The 22,990-nt window shown below is 59.8% G+C and carries 26 protein-coding genes and 2 pseudogenes; 11 read left to right on the forward strand and 17 right to left on the reverse strand.

The window, feature by feature from the left end:
* The first annotated feature begins 80 nt into the window (after positions 1-80).
* Positions 81-641, forward strand: a complete 561-nt coding sequence (locus tag AC1D1J_RS00750) for a helix-turn-helix domain-containing protein (RefSeq protein ID WP_477693607.1) — start codon at positions 81-83, stop codon at positions 639-641.
* Positions 642-653: 12 nt separating this feature from the next.
* On the opposite strand, the gene AC1D1J_RS00755 is transcribed toward AC1D1J_RS00750, so the two are convergent.
* Positions 654-1,184, reverse strand: coding sequence for a hypothetical protein (locus AC1D1J_RS00755; RefSeq protein ID WP_477694452.1), 531 nt, complete (start codon positions 1,182-1,184; stop codon positions 654-656).
* Positions 1,185-1,384: 200 nt separating this feature from the next.
* On the opposite strand from AC1D1J_RS00755, the gene AC1D1J_RS00760 reads away from it, so the two are divergent.
* The 5 genes and pseudogenes from AC1D1J_RS00760 to AC1D1J_RS00780 all read left to right on the forward strand — a co-directional run bounded on the left by AC1D1J_RS00760 (position 1,385) and on the right by AC1D1J_RS00780 (position 3,699).
* Positions 1,385-1,708, forward strand: coding sequence for a DUF6172 family protein (locus tag AC1D1J_RS00760; protein WP_477693608.1), 324 nt, complete (start codon positions 1,385-1,387; stop codon positions 1,706-1,708).
* A gap of 2 nt (positions 1,709-1,710) precedes the next feature.
* Positions 1,711-2,214 carry a hypothetical protein gene (locus AC1D1J_RS00765; RefSeq protein WP_477693609.1) on the forward strand — a complete coding sequence of 168 codons (504 nt, stop codon included), beginning with the start codon at positions 1,711-1,713 and terminating at the stop codon, positions 2,212-2,214.
* A 68-nt stretch (positions 2,215-2,282) separates the two neighbouring features.
* Entirely contained in the window at positions 2,283-2,633 is a 351-nt protein-coding gene (locus AC1D1J_RS00770; RefSeq protein ID WP_477693610.1) for a hypothetical protein, read from the forward strand.
* 56 nt (positions 2,634-2,689) lie between these two features.
* Positions 2,690-3,085 (forward strand): type II toxin-antitoxin system PemK/MazF family toxin, encoded by a 396-nt coding sequence (locus AC1D1J_RS00775; RefSeq protein WP_477693611.1) that lies wholly within the window; start codon positions 2,690-2,692, stop codon positions 3,083-3,085.
* A 68-nt stretch (positions 3,086-3,153) separates the two neighbouring features.
* Positions 3,154-3,699: pseudogene (locus AC1D1J_RS00780) on the forward strand (CcdC protein domain-containing protein).
* A 120-nt stretch (positions 3,700-3,819) separates the two neighbouring features.
* Here the strand turns inward: AC1D1J_RS00780 and AC1D1J_RS00785 are convergent.
* Entirely contained in the window at positions 3,820-4,593 is a 774-nt protein-coding gene (locus AC1D1J_RS00785; RefSeq protein WP_477693612.1) for an ATP-grasp domain-containing protein, read from the reverse strand.
* A 69-nt stretch (positions 4,594-4,662) separates the two neighbouring features.
* Between AC1D1J_RS00785 and AC1D1J_RS00790 the strand changes: the two are divergent.
* Positions 4,663-4,830: pseudogene (locus AC1D1J_RS00790) on the forward strand (DUF1801 domain-containing protein); the annotation flags it as partial.
* A gap of 30 nt (positions 4,831-4,860) precedes the next feature.
* On the opposite strand, the gene AC1D1J_RS00795 reads toward AC1D1J_RS00790, so the two are convergent.
* From AC1D1J_RS00795 to AC1D1J_RS00810, 4 genes are all read right to left on the reverse strand, one after another.
* Complete coding sequence (locus AC1D1J_RS00795; protein WP_477693613.1) at positions 4,861-5,574, reverse strand: DUF2290 domain-containing protein; 714 nt, start codon at positions 5,572-5,574, stop codon at positions 4,861-4,863.
* On the reverse strand, positions 5,571-7,718 hold the full coding sequence (locus AC1D1J_RS00800; RefSeq protein WP_477693614.1) for a DEAD/DEAH box helicase: 2,148 nt from the start codon (positions 7,716-7,718) through the stop codon (positions 5,571-5,573). The genes AC1D1J_RS00795 and AC1D1J_RS00800 overlap by 4 nt, the downstream gene beginning before the upstream one ends.
* A gap of 327 nt (positions 7,719-8,045) precedes the next feature.
* Positions 8,046-9,320, reverse strand: a complete 1,275-nt coding sequence (locus tag AC1D1J_RS00805; protein ID WP_477693615.1) for a DEAD/DEAH box helicase — start codon at positions 9,318-9,320, stop codon at positions 8,046-8,048.
* A gap of 229 nt (positions 9,321-9,549) precedes the next feature.
* Positions 9,550-11,025, reverse strand: a complete 1,476-nt coding sequence (locus AC1D1J_RS00810) for an MFS transporter (RefSeq protein WP_477693616.1) — start codon at positions 11,023-11,025, stop codon at positions 9,550-9,552.
* Between the two features lie 103 nt (positions 11,026-11,128).
* Between AC1D1J_RS00810 and AC1D1J_RS00815 the strand changes: the two genes are divergently transcribed.
* Together AC1D1J_RS00815 and AC1D1J_RS00820 are read left to right on the forward strand one after the other, a co-directional pair.
* Positions 11,129-12,139: an ornithine cyclodeaminase family protein gene (locus AC1D1J_RS00815; protein WP_477694453.1), complete on the forward strand. Its 1,011-nt coding sequence runs from the start codon at positions 11,129-11,131 to the stop codon at positions 12,137-12,139.
* A gap of 32 nt (positions 12,140-12,171) precedes the next feature.
* A complete protein-coding gene (locus AC1D1J_RS00820) occupies positions 12,172-13,320 on the forward strand; it encodes a DSD1 family PLP-dependent enzyme (protein ID WP_477693617.1) in 1,149 nt (382 codons plus the stop codon).
* Positions 13,321-13,422: 102 nt separating this feature from the next.
* On the opposite strand, the gene AC1D1J_RS00825 is transcribed toward AC1D1J_RS00820, so the two are convergent.
* A complete protein-coding gene (locus tag AC1D1J_RS00825) occupies positions 13,423-14,217 on the reverse strand; it encodes an extensin-like domain-containing protein (protein ID WP_477693618.1) in 795 nt (264 codons plus the stop codon).
* 199 nt (positions 14,218-14,416) lie between these two features.
* Between AC1D1J_RS00825 and AC1D1J_RS00830 the strand changes: the two genes are divergently transcribed.
* A complete protein-coding gene (locus AC1D1J_RS00830) occupies positions 14,417-16,153 on the forward strand; it encodes an FAD-dependent oxidoreductase (protein ID WP_477693619.1) in 1,737 nt (578 codons plus the stop codon).
* 12 nt (positions 16,154-16,165) lie between these two features.
* The gene (locus AC1D1J_RS00835; protein ID WP_477693620.1) at positions 16,166-16,426 is read left to right on the forward strand and encodes a UBP-type zinc finger domain-containing protein; all 261 of its coding nucleotides are present in this window, start codon (positions 16,166-16,168) and stop codon (positions 16,424-16,426) included.
* On the opposite strand, the gene AC1D1J_RS00840 is transcribed toward AC1D1J_RS00835, so the two are convergent.
* The 10 genes from AC1D1J_RS00840 to AC1D1J_RS00885 form a co-directional block, all read right to left on the reverse strand.
* Entirely contained in the window at positions 16,423-16,683 is a 261-nt protein-coding gene (locus AC1D1J_RS00840) for a hypothetical protein (RefSeq protein ID WP_477693621.1), read from the reverse strand. The genes AC1D1J_RS00835 and AC1D1J_RS00840 overlap by 4 nt on opposite strands.
* A 99-nt stretch (positions 16,684-16,782) precedes the next feature.
* On the reverse strand, positions 16,783-17,595 hold the full coding sequence (locus AC1D1J_RS00845; RefSeq protein ID WP_477693622.1) for a hypothetical protein: 813 nt from the start codon (positions 17,593-17,595) through the stop codon (positions 16,783-16,785).
* 35 nt (positions 17,596-17,630) lie between these two features.
* A complete protein-coding gene (locus AC1D1J_RS00850; RefSeq protein WP_477686453.1) occupies positions 17,631-18,128 on the reverse strand; it encodes a hypothetical protein in 498 nt (165 codons plus the stop codon).
* Between the two features lie 33 nt (positions 18,129-18,161).
* Complete coding sequence (locus tag AC1D1J_RS00855; protein ID WP_477693623.1) at positions 18,162-18,701, reverse strand: hypothetical protein; 540 nt, start codon at positions 18,699-18,701, stop codon at positions 18,162-18,164.
* 126 nt (positions 18,702-18,827) lie between these two features.
* The gene (locus tag AC1D1J_RS00860) at positions 18,828-19,448 is read right to left on the reverse strand and encodes an HAD-IA family hydrolase (protein WP_477686451.1); all 621 of its coding nucleotides are present in this window, start codon (positions 19,446-19,448) and stop codon (positions 18,828-18,830) included.
* Between the two features lie 36 nt (positions 19,449-19,484).
* On the reverse strand, positions 19,485-19,907 hold the full coding sequence (locus tag AC1D1J_RS00865) for a VOC family protein (protein WP_477693624.1): 423 nt from the start codon (positions 19,905-19,907) through the stop codon (positions 19,485-19,487).
* A 74-nt stretch (positions 19,908-19,981) separates the two neighbouring features.
* Positions 19,982-20,626 (reverse strand): glutathione S-transferase, encoded by a 645-nt coding sequence (locus AC1D1J_RS00870; protein ID WP_477693625.1) that lies wholly within the window; start codon positions 20,624-20,626, stop codon positions 19,982-19,984.
* Between the two features lie 12 nt (positions 20,627-20,638).
* Complete coding sequence (locus tag AC1D1J_RS00875) at positions 20,639-21,307, reverse strand: LysE family transporter (protein WP_477693626.1); 669 nt, start codon at positions 21,305-21,307, stop codon at positions 20,639-20,641.
* A 102-nt stretch (positions 21,308-21,409) separates the two neighbouring features.
* Positions 21,410-21,868: a putative immunity protein gene (locus AC1D1J_RS00880; RefSeq protein ID WP_477686447.1), complete on the reverse strand. Its 459-nt coding sequence runs from the start codon at positions 21,866-21,868 to the stop codon at positions 21,410-21,412.
* A complete protein-coding gene (locus AC1D1J_RS00885) occupies positions 21,865-22,965 on the reverse strand; it encodes an acyltransferase family protein (RefSeq protein WP_477686446.1) in 1,101 nt (366 codons plus the stop codon). Before AC1D1J_RS00885 ends, AC1D1J_RS00880 begins: the two co-directional genes overlap by 4 nt.
* Between the last annotated feature and the right edge of the window lie 25 nt (positions 22,966-22,990).

The raw sequence follows: 22,990 nt of genomic DNA on the forward strand, positions 1-22,990 counted from the left end.
TTCGGGCGAGAGAGATTTGTCTACTATAAGAGATTATTTGTCCCTTATGATAGACGAATGCTTTTTCTGAAAGACACCCCATGACGATTGACGCCCTGATCGCGTCGCGGCTGCTGGCCCTGCGCCAGGCCCAGGGCCTGAGCCTGGCGCAACTGGCCGAGGTGTCGGGCGTCAGCAAAGCCATGATCTCAAAGGTGGAGCGCGTCGAAAGCAGCCCGACCGCCATGATCCTTGGCCGCCTCGCAGCCGGCCTGGGTGTGCCGCTGGCGCAGCTGCTCACCGAAGACAAGGAAGAAGAGGCCGGCCGCCGGCTGCGAAAGAAGGCGGAACAGGCAGTGTGGCGCGACCCGCAAGCCGGCTACCTGCGGCGCCAGGTGGCAGAGCGCGGGCCCGACCACGGCGTCGAGATGGTGGAAGTCGAGCTGCCGCGGTCGGCCAGGGTGGCTTACCCGCGGTGGAGCGGCCAGCCCTACCGGCAGCGCCTCTGGCTCGTCGAAGGCGGCTTGCGCGTGGAATACGGCGACGAAATTTTCAAGCTCGAACCCGGCGACTGCCTCGACTTCGGCGTTGACCGCCCCGTGGCCTTTAAGACCCTGGGGCGCAGCGCCTGCCGTTATTTGCTGGTCGTCTGGCCCGGCTGAATTTGTCGCCCCTTAACTGGCAGCAGTAGACCCCGGCACAGCCGCGACGTCAGGCGCCGCATGGCGCGCGCGTATGCGCCGCACCTGCAGCGCCGCCCCAATGAGGTAAAGCAGCAAAAGCACGCCCGTGGCGGCCTTGAGCTCAGGCGCATCGGCGTTGGGCAGCAGTGGCGCACCCAATGGCAGGCGTGTCGATGTCTCGGTGATGGCCGGAATCATGTGGAACAAAAAGGTGATCGAATAGCCCAGCGTCTCAACATACGGCGAGGCACGGCCCAGCACCTTGGTGGTGCCCGCCACCCAGGCAATGCCCAGCACCAGCAAGGTGATGATGCCCAGCGCATGCGGCTTGCCAAAGCCGCCGTGCTGAAAGATGCCAAAGCCGGTGAGGCAGGTGAGCACCGTGGTCCAGATATAGACCTTGCCCAGTGTGGACGCGGCGATGATTTCCTTGTCGCGAAAGAAGGCCATCACGGCAGCCGCAACGGCCACCAGGCTGATGGCGGTGTGGATCACACCCAAGTACGTTAAACCATAGATCATCGGAATCTCCTTGTGCCCCTGCCAGGTGAGGGACGTGGGGTTGAACAAGCTGACATGGGTACCCATGCAAACGCCATGCCGCGCAGATTGTTGCTGGTGACGCCGCTTTTGCCTATGACTTTTCGGCTTGCCCGGCCACGGCCCGATAATCGGTAGTACACCGTGGCCGCAGCGCGTCACTTTTTAGATCAGAAGTACTCATGAAAAAAACCTACCAGCTCAACATCGAAGGCAAAAATCGCGACCGCCTGCTCGATGCCGCCAAACACGACATCCGCAAATACCTCAAGCGCGAACGCGCCAAAGCCTTGCCCAAGGGCGTGGATTTTTGGGACTTTGACTGCAAGTCTGGCGCGAGTGATGCGGCTGCTTCGGAGGTGCCGGTGGCAGACCTCATCAAGTCGATTGACGAGATCTTGAAAGACGGCGCGCCGCAGTTCTATGTGGAAGTGGTGGCCAAGGGCGGCGTCAAGGTGCCCCGTGCGCGCAATGAGGGTGACGACGATTTCGCTGACGTCGAATAAGCATGCGCAGACTTGTTGCGCTCCTGCTGATGGCGGTGTTCGCCACGTCAGCGAATGCGGATCCGAATCTTGTCGGCCAGTGGAAGTCTGACTCCGACATCAGCATGCGCTTCAATAACGAGCGCGCAAAGCTGGATAGCAAGACGGCCCTGTTTCTTTCGCAGCTCATGGGTCATATGACCCTGACCTTTACGGCAGAGGCCATGACTTCCGAGCTGCCGAACCTGGAGACGAAAACGCAGGAAGGCCGAAAGAGGCCACTGACAGGTTTTCGTGAAACGCATCCCTACCGTGTCCTGGCCGTTGCTTCGGATTCGGTCGCAATCAAAACCGTTGCGGTAGTGACCGGCAGGGACACCATCATTGTCTATAACTTCATAGGCCCGGACATGCTGTGGGTGTACGCAGGCGGCGAAGACAACTCGGAGAGTCTTCATCTTCGTGAATATTATGTGCGGGTGAAGGAAGTGCCCAAGCCCGACGTGCCCAAAGACGCCCGTCCCTAGGGACGTCTCGCCCCACGGGAGGAATTTTTCGTGGGTATGCGTTTTCTCATGAAACCACAGGAACCTGTATGAGACGTTGTTCATGGTGGGTGATCGTGGGGTTCGCATTGCTGGTGCTCGCGTTTGCAGGGTGGGGCGCGGGTGAGTGGTACGCAAGGAGCTTCGTTCCTGACACGCCGGTCAGGATGGACAGTAAAAACTTCACTCATTCACCCCGAAGCGATTTCCTTCTCCGTTTATGGCTGCTTTCGTTCTCTATCCTCGTGCTGGCAGCTTTCACCAGTGTGATCGGCTTGCTCATCGGCCCGAGGATGCGCGCTTGCCTGCTCGCAGGGCTTGCGGGGCCGCTTCTACTTTGCATGCTTGTGGCTACGCCGGCAATTGTGAGCACCGTGCAACAAATCATGCGTGCGCTTTAAGCTGCGTGGCAGCATAGGCGCGGGCCTCGACTGCGCGGGATGAGAAACTACGGCTTATGGACAGAGACCCAGAAGCCCCACAAGGCCCTTTCCCCGACACCATCAAGCAGGGCGAAGTGTTCTGGATTGAAGCCGATCCCTCACGCGGCTCCATCCCGGGCTCCCCGCATCCCCATGTCGTTGTGCAGGAGGACGTGTTCAACCGCTCCCGCATCAGCACAGTCATTGTTTGCGCGCTGACTTCCAACCTGAACCGCGCCACGGAGCCGGGCAATGTCTTGCTGGAGCCTGGGGAGGGCAGTCTCGAGAAGCAAAGCGTGGTGGTTGTGTCGCAGGTGTCTTCCGTGTACAAAACACGCTTGGGTGCGCATATCGGGACGCTGTCAGGTGAGCGGGTTCAGCAGATATTGGCGGGGATGCGGTTTCTGCAGGCATCGTTTCTTCATCGATAGTCCCGGTAGCACCGTGTCAGGCAATTTCTGCTGCCTGTGCCTATTGTTCGCTACCTGAAGGTCAACACATGCAAGCGCCAAGTGCCTCCACAATCACATTGCTTGTGCTTCTTCCATTGATCGTGTGGCGCGTCTATGCGCGCTTTCGCCGCATGGTCGGGCGCCAGCGCCTGTCGAGGATCCGCCCCTGGGTCACTTTGTTCATCTTTCCCGTGCTGCTTGCGTTGCTTGGCTTCGCCGCGCATGAACATCTCGAACGGCTTTGGTGGTTGGCCGGTGGGCTGGGCCTAGGCGCATTGCTTGGTGTTTTCGGCCTAAGCAAGACGCGCTTCGAGCCAACACCCTAAGGGCTGTTCTATACGCCCAACGCGCATCTGGGCATTGCGCTTTCACTGCTGTTCGTCGGGCGCATCGCCTATCGCCTGTTCGAGGTCTATGTTGCAGAGCCCACAGTGCAGCACGGAATGGGCGACTTCGCACGCAGTCCGCTCACGCTCGCTGTCTTTGGGCTGCTTGCGGGTTACTACATCAGCTACGCGGTGGGTCTTGTACGCTGGCGATTTCGTGTTTTGCGGGCCAAGAGGGAGCGTGACGCGCTGGGGCCAGATGCTTAAGACTTCGCCAACTTAATAGATTGACCCGGATATCACTTTTAAGAGTCGTCGCAATTCGTCCCCTGAAATCTCAGATGTAAGGGGCATCAAAGCGCATTGCCTCAGGCCCCTCGCCGCAATTCAAAGACGACTGCAAACGGCGTCAACGAGAACGCCGACATCACAAGCGTACACGCCCGCAGAGTTCGCCGAGTTCAACTCAATGATTTTCATCTCCCCGCCAGTGATCGCAATATCAATAGTGAAAGCCTTGTTGGGCATCCAATCATCTACGCAAGCTTGTGCGAATTCCCTGACGGCAGGCGGTACTTCGCTGGAGACCGAGAGGTGTTCGCCGACTTTGTAGCGTGACCCAGTCACGATTACTCCATCGATAGCAAAGAGGCGGAACTCAGCCTCGATCTCGGTCAACGGCGCCATCACCACGCGGTCGCCTGGAAGGAGCGTTACGTCAGGATCATTGGAAACTCGCGTCACACCGTCGCGAAATTCTTCTAGCTCCTGCCACGTCATGACTGTGCCTGCGAAAGACTTGCTATCCAACGTTGGCCGAATGAAAAATCGCTCCCAAGTGCGCGGCAGCTCGGCTAGTGAAGCGCAAATAGCCGACGAGTTTAGGGCTCGGGAACCGTACATGTCCAGCATGAGTTCATAGTCCAGGTTCGCGTCGAAGTAACCAGGCTTCCATCCGCGCGCTTTCGCTACGTTGCCAAGTCCTGTGCTGCCATATACAAAAATCCCTTCTCCAGGAAGGTCGCTTGGTTCGGAGGCGAGTTCGTGAAAAAATGGAATCAAGCTAACCAGGCTATAGGCCGTGCCGCGGGCCTGCAGTGCTTGCTCGAAGCGACTGAGATCTGCTGGGTTGATGAGATTCCGCTGTAGTATCCAATGCATGGGTCGCTAACGATATGACGAGGTGGTTGCAGCGATCAATTCTAGACTCGTGCTACGGAGCTCTGTGCCAAGATGACCTTCGTCAAAGGCGCCAAGCTAGACGATCCGTCAGGCCTCCTTAACTCCAGCCTCGAAGGCAACACCCGCCGCGCGCTTGATTTTCATGAGGGCGACAAGATTGATGAGAAGGCGTTGAAGGCGCTGGTGCGGGCGGCTGCGAGGTTGAATAAGTTGTAGGGCTAGTAGCCGTACCCGCCTCTTAAAATATCAATGATTTGCGCCTGGCGCTGCGGCTAACGCTCCAGCAGGCGCTGGAGCTGTACTGATATGTAGCACGGCCATCTCTATTGGCGTGATTGTTCCTTCAAACCTGTCATCAAAGTTAGTCATCTGAACACAGAACGTTCGGTGTGCTGTGTTGTAGAAACTTCGCAAGACAAAGTCCATAAATCTAAACGGTGTCACCGGAGCGGACACTGGGATCCTGCAGTTCTTATATTGCCCAAGTGTTAAGTGAGATCGTGGGTGATGCAACTCCTTAAAAACAGCGTCGGAGGAGTCGTAGTCAAAGCGCAGAGGAAAAGCCACCAGATTTTTCATGACCACTTCCGCATAGATTTCATCTGTTTCGTAGATATCTGAATGATTCTGAAACTCCAACAAATTGGGAGACGGAAAATATGCAAGTCGATGTGAAACTAGCTTGTCGTTAGCAAAACGATACATCAACTGAATCAGGGCGCCATCCAGCATCTTTATGTTGTAGGTCTGAGTTCGGTCAAGTTCTCGATATATGTCCTGGTAGGGAGTGTTTTTCAGCACAATGCTCAGCTTATCGGCGCCACTGAAAGAAACTTCCGACATACCACCAGCTCCAGTCGTTAAACTGGGAAACTTTTGTTCGTTGCACAGGCTAAGGCCTATCAAGTCAGCGGTAATGGTCTTCACCTGCTCATATATTCGAGCGGCAGGAATCGTCACTTTTTCTTCTCCTTCAGCAACTCCCTCAGCATGTCGATCTGCTCTCCGGGGAGATCCTCTACGAAAACTCGGCCCGACTTAAAGTCATTAAGAAGTTTTCCTAAATTTTGCTGGCCATCTCTAATTAATTTGTCGTCCTTTTCCCTGTTAATAATGTTGAGATGAGTGCGCTCTTCGGAAGTGGGGTACCGAAATTTGAGTTCAAACTCGTGCGCCTTAACGCGCTCAAACTCCTCCTCCAACTTTTTCATCCGTGGACCAAATCCCAAGACTCGAACCCACCCCTTACTACGAGTGATAGCCGTAAAGAGCTGGCTACGAACCCTGGCGAGACTACCTCCGGAAGAAAAACAATCTTGCGCGTTAATGATGTAAACCATACCCGCTTCGTTTCCCTTCGCCCTAAAGATCCCGGTGAAGGCAACGGAGTCGCCACTTTCAGCAAAAAAGATATCAGGTGAAGTGTCTACCCCGGCCAAATGCGTTTTTATTGATTTCTGAAAAAGCAGTTTGCGGACCGGACCAACCACCGACTTGGTAGTTAGCGGGTCCGGATTGATCACAATAATGTCATCGGGTTGAAGCTCATCCGTTTCAAGATTGGCCTGGATACTTGCAGCGAGCCACTCATTTTGGGCATCGGAATTTGCAAAGCTGTGAAACTGAATTAGATCGTCAATAGGCGAGTGGTCTTCTAAAAAAAGTGGGCTACTAGAGGCGGGACGTGCAAGCGCCACGTTTTCACCATCTTCGAGTTGGCCATCCACTACTTCGTACCCTACGTCCAGCCAGAGGCTACCTTGATCGAACATCTGTATGAGTCCAGAAGTCTCTCCTTCGGGCGGTGTCCTGTAAATTCCAAACCCTAGAGCATGGGCCGTCGCCAGCAGCGGACGAGAATTTCTGTAGCATTTTTCCAGGATGATGTCTTGCTGCGGTTTTCCATCTTCTTTCGCACCAAAGCTCACCCTTGGGGTGCCGTCTGACTTCGAGCCGAATATTTCCTCCGGGGGGGGGAGTGAACTATTGCCAAGATTTTGCAGCTCGTCATATGCATACACAAGGCGCTTTTTCTCACTCAGCAATTGGTAGCAGATCATCAAAAAAGCAGGTGACAGATCCTGAGCTTCATCAACCAAGATCGCGTCGTATAAGGGTTCAATTTGGCGGCCGTCGGAATCCTTCAGTGCGGTCTCGCATACTCTTTCGAACTCGCGTCCCGAGGGAAACCGGTTTCTTGCACCTTGCAGATCAAAGTACTCCACTTCAGCTTGCTTGCAGAAAGAGTAATAAATTCCGTTTCGCTCGCTGGAACCCGGTGCACCCCACGAATGAAGAATTTCTAAGTTCTCCCAATCCGGCTCTTCATTTGTTTGTTCAATATAAAAAGTGTTTATGAGGCGTCGAAACTGCGCCTTCAAGGCTCGCGTGTGAAAAGTAACTGCGATCTTCCATTCGGGATGCTGCGCGTGCAGGTATGCGGCCTTCAAAGCAAGAACAATTGTTTTTCCAGAACCTGCTAAGCCTCTAATCCGTTGTACTCCTTCAACGGTCTCAATTACGGCGCGCCCCTGAAGGTTGTCTAGATTTGCGATTGAGTCCTCTAGTGACTTCAGCTTTGCACCGCGAGAGTCCACCTTTTCAATGCTGCGCTTTTTCTTGCCTTTTCTGATGGTGGAGATTGATTGAATAACGGCAACGGCCTCTTCATAAGCTTGCGCTTCAGTCTCTATCGCATCAAGGCAATCACGCAAGGATCCCTCATTGGCCAATATATAGTCGTCGTTCGTCAGATTTGCTGCCGCCGCAATCGGAGCGAATGTAATGGTTGTGACGGACACCAACAGAGTTCGACCCTTCATCAAAGTCCGGTGGTTCCTCAGCTTCGCTTCAAGCTTATTAGCGCTGTCGTCCTGCAGTTCCTCGTAGCCCTCGACATCCTTCCCTTCCACCAAATTGAAAAGGACTATGCCTTTTTGAGGGCTCACCCACAATGCGTCAATCGGGTACGCCCCTTCAGGGGTACCAATAACCGGATAACCTAAGTACAACGCACCTTCAAGGTCAGGGTTCGCGCTGAAGAATGCAGCGAGGCGCTGACTGGATATCGGCTTCTTTGTTGTTCCTCTTATTGTTGTGATCACTGGAATCCTTTCGTGTAGCTAGGCACTATTCGCCTCTGTAATGACCATTGTGACCCACAAAACAGCGGTAAATTTGTAGTTTTTTTTTGGAAAAAGGGTGTTGAGCGTCCCAAGTTGCTGGAGATCAGCCGCGACCAAACAGCCCAACGCAGTTCTATGAGGCAGGGCTCTGGCGTTTGATCGGGCGCTTACATAGCGATTATTCCATCAGGGCAATAAAAAAGCCCGCTATAAAATTAATAGCGGGCTTTCTACTGCCTATAAGGTTTACTTTGGCTCCTCGATCTGGGCTCGAACCACGGACCTACGGATTAACCGTCCGACGTTCTAACGCCGGTCTTTACTTTCGGCTGCCGCCGCCCGCAATTTGTCCTTCTTGCTAGGCCGCTTCCCTTTGATGCCGCCGGTCCCCGCAGGGTCAACCGGGTTCGTTGGCAGCACTTCCACCGGCTCAAACCCCGCCACCTGCTCCCGCGCCACCTTGATGCCCAGGCGCTTTTCGATCAGCTTGAAATGCGCCTCAGTCGCCGCACTCACAAAACTCACGGCAACACCTGATTCACCAGCCCGGCCGGTGCGGCCTATGCGGTGGGTGTAGTCGGTCACTGAGCGCGGCAAGTCGTAGTTCACGACCACGGGCATTTGCGCAATGTCGATGCCGCGTGCGGCGACATCTGTGGCCACCACGACCTGCACGGCCTTGATCTTGAAGTCTTGCAGTACCTGGGTGCGTTTGCCCTGGCTGAGTTCGCCGTGGAAGGGTTCGGCTTCGATGTCGACTTTGCGCAGCTTGTCGGCCACGATTTCGGCGGCGTGTTTGGTGGCAACGAAGACGAGCACGCGTTCCCACTTTTCGGTTTGCACCAGGTGGCGCAGCAGCTGGGTGCGGCGGGGGGCGTCGACTTCGATGGCGCGTTGGGTGATGTCGGGCACGGCCTGCACCACGGCCGCCACCTCAATGCGCTGCGGGTTGTGCAGCAGGCTGGCGGCCAGCGCTTCAATGGCGGGCGGGAAGGTGGCTGAGAAAAACAATGTCTGGCGTTTGGCCGGCAGCAGGGCGAGGATGCGGTTCAGCTCTTCGCCAAAGCCCAGGTCCAGCAGGCGGTCGGCTTCGTCGAGCACCAGGGTGCCGGTAGTGCCCAGCGTCAATGCGTTGTGGTCAATCAGGTCAAGCAGGCGGCCCGGCGTGGCGACCACGATGTCGGCGCCGCCGCGCAAATTCATCATCTGCGGGTTGATGGAAACGCCGCCAAACACAATGGCGACCTTAATTCGTTTCGGCAGGTATTTGGCAAAACTGACAATGGCCTCACCGACCTGCGCTGCCAGCTCGCGTGTGGGCACAAGGATCAGTGCGCGCACGGGCCGGTGCTGACCGGTCGAGGCGGCTTGTGAAGTGGCCAGCTGCTGCAGCAGCGGCAGCGAAAAAGCTGCCGTCTTGCCTGAGCCGGTCTGGGCCGAGCCGAGCACGTCGCGCCCTTCAAGAATGGCCGGAATGGCGGCGGACTGGATGGGAGTGGGCGCGGTGTAGCCTTTTTCCTCCAGGGCGCGCAGCAGCAGCGGCAAAAGCGAGGGCGTGAAACCAAGGGAGCTAAAGGGCATGGGGAAAGTGTGGAGGAGAGAAGAGGGGGAGGGCCGCGCGCAGGGCGCGTGCGGTGAGGCGGTGCGCTGCCGTCTGAAGCCCCAAGTTTAAGCCTCGGGCCTTCTTCAAGGCTGTATTTGGGTGGTGGGTGTTAGCCGCATTGCCTTCCGCATCTACCTGACCCAGTGGATTGCTATAAAAAATATAGCTGCTCGCGCAGATTCCTATTGGGCTGCAGCCACTATTTGCTCAAGAATTTGGCCCTGGTTGCTGCGCAGGCGCCAGAAACAGCAGCGCGCAGGCCGATGCGCCCAGTGCGCACAACACGCAGCCCAGCACCACCCAGCGAAACGCGGCCACCAGCACCTCAGGTGAGGCGGCCTGCAGCGGCCCGCCCAGGCTGGCGGCAAACACCACGCCCAGCACGGCCACCGCCAGCAGGCCGGCCACGCGCGCCACGGCGTTGTTGATGCCGGAGGCAATGCCTGCGTGGGTAGAAGGCACGGCGTTCATTACCGTGGTGGTAAGCGGCGCCACGGCAATCGTCATGCCCAGGCCCAGCATCACCATGGCCGGAAAGAAACCCGCCCAATAAGACCAACCCACGCCGGGCAGGGCCAGCAGTGCAAAGCCCGCAGCCGCCACGGCCGGCCCGGCCATCAGCATGCGCCGCGCACCGAAGCGCTCTGTGAACTTGGCCGTGGCCGGTGACAAGAAGCCAAGCAGCAGCGACAGCGGCAGCAGCGTGGCGCCCGCGGCGGTGGTGGAATATTTGAAGGCGCCAATCAGCACAAAGGGCAAAAAGAACAATGCGCCGCTGAGCGCAAAGTACAGCAGCAGGGTCAACAAATTGGTGCCAACAAAGTCGCGCGACTTGAAAAGGCCCAGCGGCATCATGGGCGCACGCGTGCGCGCCTGCGCGTAGACAAACGCCACCAGCAGAACCACGCCCGCCGCAAACGGGCCCAGCACGCTGATGGCCTGCCAGCCGCGCTCGGGCGCCAGCGTGAGGCCGTAAGTCAGCGCGCCCAGGCCGCCGGCCACCAGCAGCACGCCCAGCCAGTCGAGTTGCTGCGGTGCCTCGGGGTCGCGGCTGTCGGGTACGGCGTACAGCGCCAGCCACACGGTGGCCACGGCCATGGGCAGGTTCAAAAAGAAGATGGACCGCCACGACACGGCGTCGACCAGCCAGCCGCCCAGCACCGGCCCTGCCGCGCCGGTAATGGCGGCCCATGCGGCCCAGGTGCCAATCGCCTTGCCGCGCGCTTCACCCTCAAACACGTTGCCAATAATGGCCAGGCTGGCCGGCACCAGCAGCGCCGCGCCCACGCCCTGAATGGCGCGCGCGGCAATCAACGCCAACGGCCCAGGTGCAAAGCCGCAGGCCACCGAGGCGGCCGTAAATATGGCGATGCCGAGGATGAAGATCTTGCGGCGGCCAAACCGGTCGCCCAGCGAGCCGCCCACCAGCACCAGTGAGCCTAGCGCCAGCAGGTAGGCATTGATGACCCACTGCATGGCGGCCAGCCCGCTGGCCGAGTCACCGGCCAGGTCGCGCTGGATGGCGGGCAGGGCGATGTTGACAACCGAGCCGTCGATGAAGGCCATGGAAGAGCCCAGCACCGTGGCCGCCAGCGCAAGCTTGGGGTGGGCCGTTTTGCCGCAGTCGCCGCCCTGGGCGCGGATGATGCCTTCGTCACAAGGGGCGTGCGGGTTGGCGGGCATGGGGTCTCCTGCGATAGCTGGTTGGGAGGTGATTCTTTGATTTGACAAATTGTCTGACAATAGATAATATTTCCAGATGACGACACACCTCGCGCAGCCACCCATGCCCCATCCTGCCAGTTCCCTGCCGTCAAAGGCAAGCAGGCCGGCTGACGCCCAACTCCTGCTGCTGGACAAACACGCGGTCGAGTCCCTGCTGATGCCCGCCGATGTCCTTGCGGCCACGCGCGAGGCCTTCGTGCTCCACAGCCAGGGGGAGGGCCGCGTGTTCTCCCTGGTGCGTGAAAGGCTGGCCACCGGTGGCGTGTTTGGCATCAAGTCGGGCGACGTGGGAGCGCAGTCGCTGCTGGGCTTCAAGGCGGCCGGTTTCTGGCCCGGCAATCCCGCGCGGGGCGCCGACGCCCACCAGGCCACCATCATGCTGTTAGACCCCGCCACAGGCCGGCCGACCTGCCTGATCGACGGCAACGCCGTTACCACCGAGCGCACCGGCGCCGCCGGCGGCCTGGGCCTGCAGCTGGCGCGGCAGGACAGCCGCACGGTGTGTGTCTTTGGCACTGGCGTGCAGGCGCAGGCGCAGTTGCGCTTTGCCCTTCGCCAGTTGCCTAGGCTGCGCCAGGTGTTTTACGCCACGGCCAATGGCCAGCCCAAAGCGGCGTTTGAAGCGGTGTTTGCGGGTGGACCCTGCGCCATTTCGCATGCGGCAGACGTGAATGCCGCCGTGGCCCAAAGCGATGTGGTGATCACGGCCACCACCGGCAAGGGCCCGCTGTTCGAGTTGGCCGCTCTCCAGCCCGGCACCCACATCAATGCCGTGGGCAGCGACACCAAAGGCAAACGCGAGCTGCCCGAAGGCTTGCTCGCCAGGGCGCGCGTGTTTGTGGACGACGCCGCCCAATCGCGCAGCATAGGCGAGCTGCAATGGGCGCCCGAAACCGCCTGCACTGAAATCGGCGATGTGCTGTCGGGCAAGGCGGCCTTTGTGCGCGGCGCCGGCGACATCACCGTGTTCGACATGACCGGCATCGCCCTGCAAGACCTCACGGTCGCCCGCTTGCTGGAGCAGCGCGCGCGCCTTGCCGGCAAGGGCCAAAGCATTGCCTGGCCCTGGTAATAGTTTGACGCCCTTACGTTCTGGAGATTCCCTTGACCGCCAACCAGCCCAACCCCCTGGCCACACTCGACACGCCCGCCGCGTTGATTGACCTGCCGCGCATGCAGCGCAACATCGCGCGCATGCAGCAGCGCATGAATGCACTGGGCGTGCGTTTCCGGCCCCACGTCAAAACCAGCAAGTGCACACCGGTCGCGCAAGCCCAGGTGGCCGCGGGTGCGCAGGGCATTACCGTCTCCACACTCAAGGAAGCCGCGCAGTTTTATGCCGACGGCTTCACCGACATCCTCTACGCGGTCGGTATGGTGGCCACCAAGCTGCCGCAGGCGCTGGCCTTGCGGCGCCAGGGCTGTGATCTGAAAATCATCACCGACAGCGTGGCGTCGGCCGCTGCCATTGCCGCCTTCGGCCATGAGCACGGTGAGAAGTTTGAAGTCTGGATAGAAATCGACAGCGACGGCCACCGCTCCGGCATCAAGCCCGGCGAGGCCGCCTTGCTGGACGTTGCCCGCACGTTGCACGAAGGCGGCATGCAGCTGGGCGGCGTGATGACACACGCGGGTTCGAGCTACGACCTCAACACCCCCGAAGCGCTGGTGGCGATGGCCGAGCAGGAGCGCGCCGCCTGTGTGGAAGCTGCCGAACGCGTGCGCTCTGCGGGCTTTCCGTGCGCTGTTGTCAGCGTGGGCTCCACACCGACGGCGCTGTCAGCTGCGCAGCTCAAGGGCGTCACGGAAATGCGCGCCGGTGTGTATGTGTTTTTTGACCTGGTGATGCACAACATCGGCGTGTGCGGGGAAGACGACATCGCACTCAGCGTGCTGACCACGGTGATCGGCCACCAGCCCGAAAAAGGCTGGGCGATTGTGGACGCCGGCTGGATGGCCATGAGCCGCGACCGCGGCACGCAAAAGCAGCAGCATGACTTTGGCTACGGCCAGGTGTGCCGCACGGATGGCACGGTGCTGCCGGGGTATGTCCTCAGCGGCGCCAACCAGGAGCACGGCATCCTCTCGCACGAAGGCGCGCCCGATACCGACATTGCCGCGCGCTTTCCCATCGGCACACAGCTGCGCATCTTGCCCAACCATGCCTGTGCCACCGGCGCGCAGTATCCGGAATATCACGCGCTGGCTGAGAACGGTGAACTGGCAACCTGGAGCCGCTTGCACGGCTGGTGAGTTGCGGTTTGCGTGCGGCCAAGTGCTATTAAAAACATAGCTGCTTGCGCCCGACCTTATTGGTCTGCAGGCCTTTTTTTCTTGGAAATTCTTTGAGGCAACTCACTTGCACATGGTGTAGCCGCCGGTCTCCAGGTGGAAATGGTCCTTGTGCGCAGCGTTGTAGTCGGGGCCCAGCACACCCTTGAAGTATTTGCAGGCCCCTTTGTGGGCGTCGCGCAGCAACAGTGCCTCGGGCCCGGGCGGCGCAGCGTCGTCTTCGTCGGGCCAGTGTTTCAGCACCGTGACACGCTTGCCGCTGGCCAGCGTGAAGGCGGAAATGTCCAGCGCATTGGCAGTGGCATGGCGGCTGCGGGAACGGGCCGGTGCATTGGGCGGCGCGCCTTCGCCGCTGTTGATGTTGCGGCAGGCATAACTGCCCAGGTGGTCAATGCCGGCCACGCGCTGGCCAAAATGCAGCTGCGCGGCCGGCTGCAGCGCATTTCTTTCCCACATGAAGAACGACAGCGCCATGGGGCAACTGAGCGGCAGGGCCGCGCCTATGCGCACGGGCGCCGTGCGCAGCCGCACCGCATTGCTGAAACCGCAGCCGTCGCCCGTGCTGCGGTCGGGCAATTCGTCGTACTGCATGCCGGTGCTTGCCAGCGCGGCCAGGCAGCGCGCCGGGTCGTTGCGGGCGCGTGACAGTTTGTAAAAGGTCAGCATGTTGGGCGGCGCCGTCACTTCCAGTGGCGCCCACGGATTGATGTGCGTGGGTATCTGCAGGGCGCCGCTGTAAACCCCGTACGCCGCCGTGACAAGGCCGCTCCACAGGGCCAGCCATACCCAGCGGCCCCAGCGCAGCTGCCTGGCTGGCGCTGCGTCGGGCGGAAGGCCGGAGTCTGGGGGAAGGGGCATGGTGTTCGTTGATAAGCGGGGGTGCAGCCATGAGCGTACAGGCCTGCTAGCCCAAGATGGCCGGATTTGTTCTCTTGCGCCGAAATCCCGACTGCTGCAGGAGGATTCGACATGCAATTCGTCGTTTAATGGCATCGTCTGACTGATGCCAAAGCCCGCGCGCACAAGCTGCGGGCAACAGGCTTAACGGAGTATTTTGATGGCCGACAACGCAACCCACACCCCAGCCCAATCCCCGCTGGCTGCCGACACCAGCCGGCACCACCAGATGTTTCCGGTGCTCAGCGCCGCTGAAATTGCACGCATCCAGCGCTTCGGCAAGGTGTTGCAGTTCAAGAAAGGCGAGAGGCTGTTTGCCGCCGGCGAGCCCGGCCCCGGCATGTTTGTGCTGCTCAAGGGTTCGGTCACCATCACCCAGCGCGACGGCCTGGGCCATGTGGTGCCCATCGTCAACCAGGGGCCGGGCCAGTTTCTGGCCGAGGTTGGCCAGCTGTCTGGCCAGAACGCGCTGGTGGATGGCCATGCCGAAGAAGATGTCGAAACCCTGCTGGTGCCGCCCGGCCAGTTGCGCGCGCTCATCATTGCCGAAGCCGACCTGGGCGAACGGCTGGTGCGCGCGCTGATTTTGCGGCGCGTGGCCTTGATAGAAGCCGGCGCCAGCGGCCCGGTGCTGATCGGCCAGCCCAACTCGGCCGGTGTGGTGCGCCTGCAAAGCTTTTTGAACCGCAACGGCGAGCCCAACCATGTGGTGGATATCGCCCAGGACGCAGGCGCCGCCGCACTGATGGAGCAATACGGTGTGGCCGCGGGTGATGTGCTGGCGGTGTGCCCGGATGGCTCGGTGTTGGTGAACCCCGACGAGAACCAGCTGGCGCGCTGCATCGGCATGGTCGACACGGAAGAACACGACGAGCTGTTTGACGTGATCGTGGTCGGCGCCGGACCCGCCGGGCTGGCCACGGCGGTATACGCCGCATCGGAAGGCCTGCATGTGCTGGTGCTTGACTGCCGTGCTTACGGCGGGCAGGCCGGCGCCAGTGCGCGCATTGAAAATTACCTGGGTTTTCCTACCGGCATTTCGGGCCAGGCGCTGGCCGGCCGTGCGTACGTGCAGGCGCAAAAGTTTGGTGTGGAAATGCTGATCCCCGCGCAGGCCCAGTCGCTGGACTGTGCCCACAAGGCCATCAAGGGCGAGCTGCAGGTGAAGCTGACCGACGGCCGCAAGTTGCGCGCCAAGACCATGGTGGTGGCCAGCGGTGCCCGCTATCGCCGGCCCGAAGTGCCGCGCCTTGAAGAATTTGAAGGCCGCGGTGTCTGGTATTGGGCTTCTGCGCTGGAAGCCAAAATGTGCAGCCAGACCGACGTCGTGCTGGTGGGCGGCGGCAATTCGGCCGGGCAGGCGGCGGTGTTTTTGTCGCAGCATGCGGCCAAGGTCAACATGCTGGTGCGCGGCCCCAGCCTGGCCGCCAGCATGTCGCGCTACCTCATAGACCGCATTGAAGCCGCGCCCAACATCGAGCTGCTGCCGCACACCGAGGTGGTGAAGCTGCACGGCGATGATGATGGCGACGGCAATGGCGGAACAGGCCTTTCCGGTGTGACCTGGCGCAACCGCAAGAGCGGCACCGAACACGCGGCGGATGTGCGCAACGTGTTCCTGTTTGTCGGCGCTGATCCCGAAACCAGCTGGCTGACAAGTTGCGGCGCAGCCATTGATGCACACGGCTTTGTCCGCACCGGGGAGGCTGTTACCTGCAAGCACTCCGACTACAAACCCGCTCCGCTGGAAACGAATATTCCGGGCCTTTTTGCCATTGGCGATGTGCGCAGCGGCTCGGTCAAGCGTGTAGGCGGCGCGATAGGAGAGGGCGCCGCGGTGGTGGCCATGATCCATCAGCACCTGGCGGCGATGGAGCGCACGGCGGTTGCTGCTTGACTGGAGCCTTGTATGCGTATCAAACCCTGCACCCACGTTCCTGCCGAGATGCACTCACCCAACTCAAGAGGCTGCGAAGAGTGCCTCAAGATGGGCGATACCTGGATGCATCTGCGACTCTGTGTGCACTGCGGCCATATCGGCTGCTGCGACGACTCCAAGAACCAACATGCCAGCAAACACCATGCGGCGACCGGGCACGCGGTGATCCAGTCGTTTGAGCCTGGCGAAAGCTGGATGTGGTGTTATGAACACCAGTTGCAGGTCGGTTAGGGCGCGGCAGCGGGCGGGGGCGCCGCCTTGGTCGTCTTGGTGAACTCCGTCGTGGCTACCATCACCGGGCTGGATTTCGGGCTGCGCTGCCAGTGTTCGTCGGCCGCTTTGTCCACGGCGTCCTTGTCGTAAACGCCTTTTGAAAGGTCGGCCCAAACGTGCACGTAGGTCCGGCACCAGGCGTCGTGTGCCTCATTGACCTTTTCTTCGGAAAGCTCCGGGGTGGGGCCTGGAGCGGGCTCGGGTTCTGTGACCATGCAGACATCCTAGCGGCCCAGGGCCGGCGAGTCTACTGTTGTGACGAGTAGAGAACCGGGAGAGTCTGGGCGAGCAGACTCAATTGAGCCACGAAGTCTTCAGGGACTGGCGTAAACGAACTCGGTATAACGCATTTTCGCGAGCTGCCATTCGTCCTTTAGTTCCACCGGCAAGTAAAACCGGGCGTCAAGCAAAAATGCGTACTCCACAGTACGCGGTGCTCCGGATTGGGGTGTGATCACGCATGAAACCGGCAGATAGTCTCCGCTTAACGAGGAGTTCAACTGCACTGCAGGCTGGCTAACTGCAGCTACTTTGCAAGCGACTGATTCGGTTCGCCGGAAATCGTTGGTGCGGCCAAACATGCCGGACGTTTTGACCTGTGATTCAACTTCAGTCTTGTACGAGAACTCGCCGCCTGGCGAAGGGTTGCAGATGGAAGGAACATTGGCGTCGAACGCAACCAGCTTTGCCCGGTTGCTGACATCAATATCGGACTTGATATTAAAAGGCACAAAGAGCTTGCCAATTGGCAGCGGGACGGCTGTTGATGTATCGACACTCGAGCCTGATTCAACCAGCAGTGTCACAAGGCCGCATAGACTCAGCGCTCGCCCGCGTCCCTTGCTTGAAGACCGGAACGCCGTCGTGGCTGTAATTCCGGCCAGCCCGTCATCCTGCATCGAGATCGCGCTGTATTCGTCGGCGTAGACCTTTGAGAAATTTGCCTTGTGGTTAATCTCATGCGTGGCAGCGTAGCGTTCAATGGTTCGCGCTGCCTTTCCTGCAGGAAGCTGTTCCAGTATTTTGGCCCGAACTTCAGGACTCAGAACAAGTTCCATGTCCGCGCTGCGCGCCTCAAGCGACAAGACGAGAAACAAGCTACCCAGCAACAGAAGGCGGGTGCGCATGAATTGGTTTCTGGTGATAAGAACAGAATGGGCGCTCATTTTTTAACAACCTTTTCGGTGACCGGCTTTTGTGTGTCGATGTCCTCAATCCATACCGAAGAGGACTCTTTTTTCAGTTCACCCTTCACCACGTACTTTCCGTTGGGCTGTGGCGTGAAATCCACCACGCCTTCAACCGAAAAGAAGGTTCCCGCCATCTGGCTCGCGATGGCTTGTATGGGTGCTGCAGTGGTGTGGCTGGCGCGCAGGGAGACTTTCATGGGCTTTGCCGGAACCTGCCTTTCGACGATTGACGTGGTCAACGCGAAGCCCCGTCCGTGGCTGGCGCTGGCGCTTGCCCCGAAGCTGTTTGCAATGCGGTTGCCGTCCACGCCATCAAGTACGAAAAGCTGCGCCTTGCTGCCATCTTCCGCAAAGCCGCTGTCAGCGACGGTTGCAACGGGGCCGGTGTAGCCCTCCGGGACGGGCTTGTAATTAGCGCATCCGGAAAGTACGACAAGAAGAAGGGCAGGCGCGATGAGTTTAAGTTTCATGACAAGGTCTGGAGGTTTTGGATGCGGGTGAGATTAGCTTGAGAAGACAAATTTGCCGGCCACTTTCTTCGGCGACAGGAAGCCCAGGTCCGGGAAAACTCTGGATTGGACGTAAAGGACAAAACCACACAAGGCCGCGCTGATGACCAGCCCGGCCAGGGTGCTGGTGGGCGCAGTGACGAAGCCGTCCAGCGTTCTTGCGACTCCCAATATGGAGAGCATTACATAGGCTTCGTATGCGACGGCCTTGTTGGCATAAAAAGCCCAGGCAAAGGCCAGTGGTACCAGCGTCATCAATGCGCTTGCGATCCAGGGAGCGTTCGGGCCAAGTTTGTAGCCGATTCCGTAGCCCACAAAGAAGGCAAGAATCGCCTGAATGAGCATGATCACGATCAACACCCAGACTTTCTCCCTGTGGGCTTCGGTGAGTTCGGGATCCGGGTGACTCGCAATCACAGTTGCGAGTTGCTTGTCTTTCATGCCCTGGCCGGACAACTGTGCAAACGTCGCGGTTTTTCCCTGCCCGGCGTCGAGTAATTCCCGCGCCATTTGCTTGACTTCGGATTTTTCCATCGGCTCCCCCTGTTGTATGAATTCTGACGGTGCGCGGACTGCGCCTGATTTTAGGTGCCGTGATTCGCTTGCGGTGCAAACGGGGCGGATTAAAAAGCACGCTCGTTGTTTGCCAGGGAAAACACCTTATTTCACGCAACCTATTCCCTGAAGCGCAGCCTTGACATCCGCTGGCCCCCGCACATGGACCGCCTGCAGCCCGGCGGCCCTTGCGCCTTCGACGTTGTCGGGATGGTCGTCAAAGAACAGGATGGCATTCAGGGGAACGCCGATCGCGTCAGCGACGTATTCAAAGGCCCGGCGCTCGGGCTTGCGATAACCCATTTCAGACGACACAAAAATGCGCTCGAATGACTGCGCCAGATCGGGATAGAGCGCTGTCCATGCTGCCTGGTGCGTGGCGTTGGTGTTAGAGAACACGTAGCAGGGAAGATGGGTGCGCGCCTCCTGCACCAGGTTGCGGGTTTCGGTGATTTCGCCGCCGAAAATGGCGTTCCAGCCTTTGGTGATGTGCGTGGGGTCGTCCTGCAACTCCAGGTTCGCGGCCAGGTGCGCGAAGTATTGCGCCGCCGTGATTTCGCCGCGTTCATGCTGCTGGTAAGGCAGGTCAGAACTGAAGGTGGCTTTCAGCTCTTCAAGGGACAACCGGGAAATCGGCTGCCAGTACTCAAGCACGCGGTTGAAATCGACATCGATCAACACCCCGCCGAGATCGAACAGAAGTGCCTGGATTTTGTGTGTGGTCATGGGATGGATTTTTTATATTCTTGCACGCGCTACGCTTCAATCGCCGGCTGACCACTGGGGGTTCCATACCGCCTCCCACAGATGCCGGTCTGGATCCTGAAAGTAGCCGGCATAGCCACCCCAGGCGGTGTCATGTGCTTCCTTGGTGATCACGGCACCCGCTTTTTTGGCCTGCGCCATGACGGCATCAACTTCTGCTTTCGAAGAGACGTTATGGCCCAGTGTGAATTCGGTTGCGCTGGCATTCTCCAGCGGAACACCCGAATCATGGGAAATGCTTTTGCGCGGCCAGAGGGCAAGCTTCAGGCCCGCCTGCAAGTCGAAGAATGCCACGGCGCCATGTTCGAGCTCGGCACCAATAATGCCTTCTGTCTGAAGGCCAAGGCCATCGCGGTAGAAGCGAAGCGATCTTTCCAGATCATCAACGCCGATAGTGATGACCGTAATCCGTGGCTTCATGGGAACTCCTTATATTGGGTTGATGTGTCTCAAACATGCGCCCCTGATATCAAGGCTTGCCAAGCGTATGAAGTCTATTCCTGGCGATAAATGCTGTCCCCGTGCGGTGCTGCCATGAACTCAGGCAGTTGCTCAGCCCGGGCAGAGAATTCACAGAGGGCCGGGTAGTCGGCGGCGTTTACCACCTCTGGAATCATGGCTTGCGTGAAGTGCCAGGTAATGCCCACGGTCACACCGTCCTGACCCATGGTGCCGCTGGTCGCCGCCAGCGGTTTGCGCCGAAGTTCTGATTCCAGTTCACTATAGGCCGCCAGCAACTGGCCCGTCACACGAGACACCCAGGGCTGGTGCAGCTTTTCAGCGGGGCGCAGGTTGCGCTCGTAAATAATCTGCACGTTTTTTTCACAGGCGGCCATGGCCAGGCCGATCACGCGCAGCGCCTGCTGGCGCTCGGCAACGGCCGCCGGCATCAGGCTTTTGGGTGGCGCCTGCTGGGCGGCCAGCGCCTCGGCGTAGTCGATGATCAGGGTGGAGTCCATCAGCACCGTGCCGTCGTCACAAACAAGGGACGGCGCTTTGACGACCGGGTTGATCTGCCGGAATTTCTCGAAAGTGCTGAACACCGAGATCGACTGGTGTTCAAAGCGCAAGCCGAGGAGTTGCAGGGAAATGGCTACGCGGCGAACGTAGGGCGAGTCGAGCATTCCTATGAGTTGCATGGCAGTTCCTGTTCAGGGTTTACCGGTCACGACGGATTTGTCTTTATGGGGAAGAGGCGGCGACTGGACCATGAGGTCACGCACCAAGCCAATGGCCAGCGCCAGAAAAGCGGCGGCGCAAAGCTTGTAGGTCACCTTGGCCCACCGCATGCCGGCCCGGCGAAAGATCCGGTCAACCACTGCCGCGCAGAAGAATGCCCATACCACCGACGACACCATGAAGCCCACAAAAAAGATGCCGTAGTCGGCAGCCGTTGGTTCATGGATTCCGACGGCGCCCAAGGCGCTGCCGAGCGCGGCCCAGTAGGCAATGTTTTGGGGGTTGGTGATGGACAGGAGCACCCCCGCGCGCATGGCCTTTTGGGGTTCGGCCGTTGCCGGGTCCGTTAAAGTGAATTCCTGGCTGGCGCAAAGCCATGAGTCGCGCGCAAGCCAGAAGAGATACAGCGCCCCGGCGATGCCGACGGGCCAGCGAATCCACTCCAGTTGAAGCAGCAGCCCGATGCCGACCAGCCCGAGCAGGGCCCACAGCGCGTCGCCGGCCAGCGACCCGATTTGCACCGCCAGGGCCGGCCGGAAACCGCCGCGTACGCCCTGGCGCACCGTTTCGGCAAAAACGGCACCGGGCGCGGCGTTGAACAATAGCCCGAGCAGGAAAGCGGAGATGAAAAGCGTGGTCATGGACGCGAAGGGAATAGAGACGACCTGACGTTTATACCGCGCAAGCGGCACACGCGCAGGCCTTGTGCGCGCACCGGATGTGGCGCCCCCAAGCCGGCCGCCTCAGCGCACCGGGAAGGTCGGGGCCAATTCCCGGAGTTTTTCGACCTGCCACGCGAACTCTCCCTCGAAAGCCGACGGGTCGTTGACCGCGTAGCCGCCGTAGCCGTAGACGGCGGCATAAGCCGCGTAGCCGGCCGCATCCAGGGCCCGGCCAGCCAGTGCATTGGCCACGGCGTAGGTGGCAGAGACGGCTGCGTGGGCCGCGCCGTCAATGGAATTGGAGCCCCTGTGGCTGTTGGCCACCGCGGCGACTTCCTGCGCCGCCTGCGCCAGGGCGGGCCTTTCCAGTTTGCCGTCGACGAAAGCCTGAAGCTGTGCCAGGCAATCAACGGCCCTGGGGTCTTCCAGCAAATGCTGTACGCGGCCGGCGCACGCCAGGCCAAAGGCCAGCCGGAGGGCTTCCTGACCCGGTTCATCAAGATGGATGCTGGCCGCCAGGCGCGAGAGCTCGTGGTTCATGGCAATTGTTTCGAGGTACGGGTATTTTGCGCGACTGCCGGACTGAATTTTCGGGGCAAGAGCAGGGCCGCCAGGTATTGCTGGCGTTTCGCAATTTCCAGCAGGAGCAGCGGCAATGCGACACCCGCAGCCAGGCTTGCCGCTCCAACGAGGTAGTCGTTGTGGCTGAAGCGGGAAAGCAGCAGGAAGGCCCGCCCCTGCGCGACGGGATGAAACACCAGGATGAGCAGGCTGCCGGAGCCGATGTAGGTCAATGGGCGCTGCAGCCGCGGATACCGCGCCAGCAGTGCAGAGATGCAAAGCACCATATAAATGCCCAGCGCGGCCTGCAGTGTCGCAATGAGCGGCTCGCCGTAGATGCGCAGGTTCAGGTCCATGGTCTCGTTGAAGTGGTAGTGCAGCGCCGCAAAGGCAATGGCCGCGGCAAGCAGCCTGATGGCGTTGAATTTCACGGCCATGACCTGTTCGCGCAGCAGAAACCCGAACAGCAGGCAGGCTGAGCTGATGAGGGTCAAATCGAGGCTCCAGGGCAGCCCTGGCAAGCGGGCGAGGCCCATGAAATGCAGGCTGGCCGTGTCGATTTGCCAGAAGCTCCCAATCCAGCGGATGCCCGCGGCCAGCAGCATCGAGGCGGCCAGAAAAACCCAGCGTGCGCGGTGTTCAACGGCCCTGGTGGCGCGCAGGATGGCCATGGCCACCACCGACGCCACAAAGAGGTGCGGCAAAAACCAGAGCGGTGCCCACGCAATGGTGGGTGCGGTGGCATACAACACGCCGAAAAAATACTCAGAGGCGCTTGTGTCGGCGGTGGGAACCATGTCGGAATCAAGCGCCATCAGGATGCCGACCAGCGCCAGCACGACAAAGTAGGGCTTGAGAAGCGCGTCGGCCCGCGACAGCGCAAACTTGCGCAGGGAATCGGAATCTTTCAGGAACAGGCCGGAGAGGAAAAAGAACAGCGGCAGGTGAAACGCGTAAATCACCCGGAAAAGCTCGCCCTTGTTTTCCAGTACCAGGCTGTTGTGCCCGAGCACCACCAGGATGATTCCGATGCCCCTGGCGATGTCGACGGTGGCGTTGCGGTGCGTGTGTGTCATGGTGTGGATCAATCAGGAAATGACG

The organism is Polaromonas sp. P1_F8, assembly GCF_056405635.1.

Excerpts from the sequence above, each read along its gene's own strand:
- AC1D1J_RS00750 (WP_477693607.1), top strand. The coding sequence starts at position 81 with ATGACGATTGACGCCCTGATCGCGTCGCGGCTGCTGGCCCTGCGCCAG.
- AC1D1J_RS00755 (WP_477694452.1), bottom strand. The coding sequence starts at position 1,184 with ATGATCTATGGTTTAACGTACTTGGGTGTGATCCACACCGCCATCAGC.
- AC1D1J_RS00760 (WP_477693608.1), top strand. The coding sequence starts at position 1,385 with ATGAAAAAAACCTACCAGCTCAACATCGAAGGCAAAAATCGCGACCGC.
- AC1D1J_RS00765 (WP_477693609.1), top strand. The coding sequence starts at position 1,711 with ATGCGCAGACTTGTTGCGCTCCTGCTGATGGCGGTGTTCGCCACGTCA.
- AC1D1J_RS00770 (WP_477693610.1), top strand. The coding sequence starts at position 2,283 with ATGAGACGTTGTTCATGGTGGGTGATCGTGGGGTTCGCATTGCTGGTG.
- AC1D1J_RS00775 (WP_477693611.1), top strand. The coding sequence starts at position 2,690 with ATGGACAGAGACCCAGAAGCCCCACAAGGCCCTTTCCCCGACACCATC.
- AC1D1J_RS00785 (WP_477693612.1), bottom strand. The coding sequence starts at position 4,593 with ATGCATTGGATACTACAGCGGAATCTCATCAACCCAGCAGATCTCAGT.
- AC1D1J_RS00805 (WP_477693615.1), bottom strand. The coding sequence starts at position 9,320 with ATGCCCTTTAGCTCCCTTGGTTTCACGCCCTCGCTTTTGCCGCTGCTG.
- AC1D1J_RS00810 (WP_477693616.1), bottom strand. The coding sequence starts at position 11,025 with ATGCCCGCCAACCCGCACGCCCCTTGTGACGAAGGCATCATCCGCGCC.
- AC1D1J_RS00815 (WP_477694453.1), top strand. The coding sequence starts at position 11,129 with ATGCCCCATCCTGCCAGTTCCCTGCCGTCAAAGGCAAGCAGGCCGGCT.
- AC1D1J_RS00825 (WP_477693618.1), bottom strand. The coding sequence starts at position 14,217 with ATGCCCCTTCCCCCAGACTCCGGCCTTCCGCCCGACGCAGCGCCAGCC.
- AC1D1J_RS00830 (WP_477693619.1), top strand. The coding sequence starts at position 14,417 with ATGGCCGACAACGCAACCCACACCCCAGCCCAATCCCCGCTGGCTGCC.
- AC1D1J_RS00835 (WP_477693620.1), top strand. The coding sequence starts at position 16,166 with ATGCGTATCAAACCCTGCACCCACGTTCCTGCCGAGATGCACTCACCC.
- AC1D1J_RS00840 (WP_477693621.1), bottom strand. The coding sequence starts at position 16,683 with ATGGTCACAGAACCCGAGCCCGCTCCAGGCCCCACCCCGGAGCTTTCC.
- AC1D1J_RS00845 (WP_477693622.1), bottom strand. The coding sequence starts at position 17,595 with ATGCGCACCCGCCTTCTGTTGCTGGGTAGCTTGTTTCTCGTCTTGTCG.
- AC1D1J_RS00850 (WP_477686453.1), bottom strand. The coding sequence starts at position 18,128 with ATGAAACTTAAACTCATCGCGCCTGCCCTTCTTCTTGTCGTACTTTCC.
- AC1D1J_RS00855 (WP_477693623.1), bottom strand. The coding sequence starts at position 18,701 with ATGGAAAAATCCGAAGTCAAGCAAATGGCGCGGGAATTACTCGACGCC.
- AC1D1J_RS00860 (WP_477686451.1), bottom strand. The coding sequence starts at position 19,448 with ATGACCACACACAAAATCCAGGCACTTCTGTTCGATCTCGGCGGGGTG.
- AC1D1J_RS00865 (WP_477693624.1), bottom strand. The coding sequence starts at position 19,907 with ATGAAGCCACGGATTACGGTCATCACTATCGGCGTTGATGATCTGGAA.
- AC1D1J_RS00870 (WP_477693625.1), bottom strand. The coding sequence starts at position 20,626 with ATGCAACTCATAGGAATGCTCGACTCGCCCTACGTTCGCCGCGTAGCC.
- AC1D1J_RS00875 (WP_477693626.1), bottom strand. The coding sequence starts at position 21,307 with ATGACCACGCTTTTCATCTCCGCTTTCCTGCTCGGGCTATTGTTCAAC.
- AC1D1J_RS00880 (WP_477686447.1), bottom strand. The coding sequence starts at position 21,868 with ATGAACCACGAGCTCTCGCGCCTGGCGGCCAGCATCCATCTTGATGAA.
- AC1D1J_RS00885 (WP_477686446.1), bottom strand. The coding sequence starts at position 22,965 with ATGACACACACGCACCGCAACGCCACCGTCGACATCGCCAGGGGCATC.